This window comes from Agathobaculum faecis, assembly GCF_014287995.1.
Taxonomy (GTDB): domain Bacteria; phylum Bacillota; class Clostridia; order Oscillospirales; family Butyricicoccaceae; genus Agathobaculum; species Agathobaculum ammoniilyticum.
In genome coordinates this window covers 1-1,740 of sequence record NZ_JACOPL010000054.1, presented here as the reverse complement: position 1 = coordinate 1,740, position 1,740 = coordinate 1, and the positions used below count along the sequence as shown (strand labels likewise).

Genomic DNA, 1,740 nt, shown 5'->3' with positions numbered 1-1,740 from the left:
CAGCCAACGACCCAGATCAGTGAGGAACAGGCGAAGCAGATTGCTCTGGAACATGCTCAGATTAAGGAGAGCGATGCGGCATTCCTGTGGGCAAAGCTGGATTATGATGATGGCGTTCTGGTATACGATGTGGAATTTTACATTGCCGAAACGAATACGGAATATGATTACGAGATCGATGCAGCAACGGGAACGGTCCGAAGCTTCGACTATGATGCGGAAAATTATACGCCGTTCCAGCAAGGTGCGCAATCAGGGCAGCAGATAACGGAACAGGAAGCAAAGCAAATCGCACTGGCTAAGGTATCCGGTGCAACGGAAAGAGACATAAGGCTCCATCTGGACTATGATGATGGTTGGGTGCTGTATGAGGGAAAGATTATTTATCAGAACATAGAATATGATTTTTCGATCGACGCATACAGCGGTACGATTCTCGAATGGGAAGCAGAATCGGTTTTTGACTGATTTATTTTTAAGATATGATAACGAAGGGGAGGACAACAAAATGAAAAAGATGATTTGCACGGTGGCGCTGGCATCCCTGCTGTGCGGTTCCGCATTTGCGGCCAGCGGCTCCTATACGGTAGCGGCGGAGCTCAATCCGGATATTCGGGTTCAGATAGACGGGGTGGAGCGTACATTCTACAATGTGCAGGGGCAGGAGGTCCATCCGATCAGCTGCGGGGGTACGACGTATATCCCGCTGCGGTCGATTGGCGAACTGATGAATAAAAATGTTAACTGGGATGAAAGCAGCTATACGGCGACGATCGGTGGCACCCGTACGACCGGCAACGCAACCGGCACCCCAGACCGTAACGCAAAGGAAGCTGCTGTCAACCTGACAATGGAGCCGAACTATACGATTGTTATTGATGGGGTAGATCGCACATTTTATGATGTGAATGGCAAGGTGTGCGATCCTGCGGTCTACAATGGCTCCATCTATCTGCCGATCCGTGCGATTGGGGAGATCATGGGCAAATCGGTGTCCTGGAACGAAGCGGCCCAAACGGTTTCCCTGAACAGCAATGCATCCATTGGCGGCGAAGTAACGGATTTTGATACCTCGAACCCTGCAACAACGCCTCCGAGCGATCCGACTACACCCGTAAATCCCGCGACTCCGTCTACGCCCGCGGGTACAATCACACTGGAGCAGGCAAAGCAGGCAGCTTTGAAGCACGCGGGAAAGACTGCGGCGCAAGTTACCTTTGTAAAGGGTACGTTTGACTATGAGCATGGCCGCCCAGTATATGAAGTGGAATTCATCGAAGCAAACGGGACGGGATACATGGAATACGACTACGAGATTGACGCTTCTACCGGAGCGGTACGCAGCTATGATTTTGACGCAGAGAATTACCGTCCAGCCGGCAATCAGGGCAGCGCGTCCGTGGGTGTGACAGTGAGTGAAGCGCGCGCTAAAGAACTGGCGCTGGCAAAGGTGCCGGGGGCGTCGTCCGCTAACATTTATAAATTCAAGCTGGACTTTGATGATGGCCGTTGGGTATACGAAGGTGACATCTATTATAACACTATGGAGTATGAGTTTGAGATCGATGCAAATACCGGTGCTTTTGTGAGTTGGAGTGTAGAATCTATTTACGACTAAGGGAAGGGCAGGGAGGCCGATAGACGGCTTTCCCTGTCTTTTGTTTACGCAGGTGCTTGCAGAGGACAAGCTTCCTATCCATTCGACAATTTTTTCTGTTATCATGGAAATGCTCTTTCATT

Annotated in this window: 2 protein-coding genes; both read left to right on the top strand. The window is 50.5% G+C overall.

Going from position 1 to position 1,740, the window contains the following annotated elements:
* A partial coding sequence (locus H8S45_RS15710; protein WP_186950567.1) for a PepSY domain-containing protein occupies positions 1-468 on the top strand: 468 nt, incomplete at its 5' end.
* 40 nt (positions 469-508) lie between these two features.
* Complete coding sequence (locus H8S45_RS15705; protein ID WP_186950565.1) at positions 509-1,618, top strand: PepSY domain-containing protein; 1,110 nt, start codon at positions 509-511, stop codon at positions 1,616-1,618.
* The last annotated feature ends 122 nt before the right edge of the window (positions 1,619-1,740 follow it).

Excerpts from the sequence above, each read along its gene's own strand:
- H8S45_RS15705 (WP_186950565.1), top strand. The coding sequence starts at position 509 with ATGAAAAAGATGATTTGCACGGTGGCGCTGGCATCCCTGCTGTGCGGT.